This is a genomic window from Streptomyces sp. URMC 126 (assembly GCF_051386555.1).
Lineage (GTDB): Bacteria > Actinomycetota > Actinomycetes > Streptomycetales > Streptomycetaceae > Streptomyces.
Genome location: NZ_JBPQTX010000899.1, coordinates 1 through 269, shown reverse-complemented (window position 1 = coordinate 269; position 269 = coordinate 1). Strand labels below are relative to the sequence as shown.

The window sequence follows — 269 nt, the reverse complement described above, 5'->3', positions numbered from 1 at the left end:
GGGCAGCCTGGCCCTGGCACCTGCGCCGGACCGGGCGGCTGGACCGCCTCGGTCTGTGGCACCGGCTGGACCGGGCCGGCCGCCACGGCTGGTTGTCCGCCGCACTGATCCACCATGGTTTCCGCTCCGTACCGGATCGCCCGCCCGACACCGTCTACTGTCTGGACGGGCGGCACATCACCGATGTGGACGGCTTCTACTGCGCTCTGGGAGAAGCCGTCAACGGCCCCGGCGGCTACTTCGGATGGAATCCCGATGCCCTGGAGGAC

Annotated in this window: 1 protein-coding gene; it reads left to right on the top strand. The window is 70.6% G+C overall.

What is annotated here, in order from left to right; all coding sequences use genetic code 11:
• Nucleotides 1-269: barstar family protein (locus tag ACSNOK_RS34405; protein WP_436784651.1), on the top strand; the 269-nt coding region annotated here is incomplete at both ends.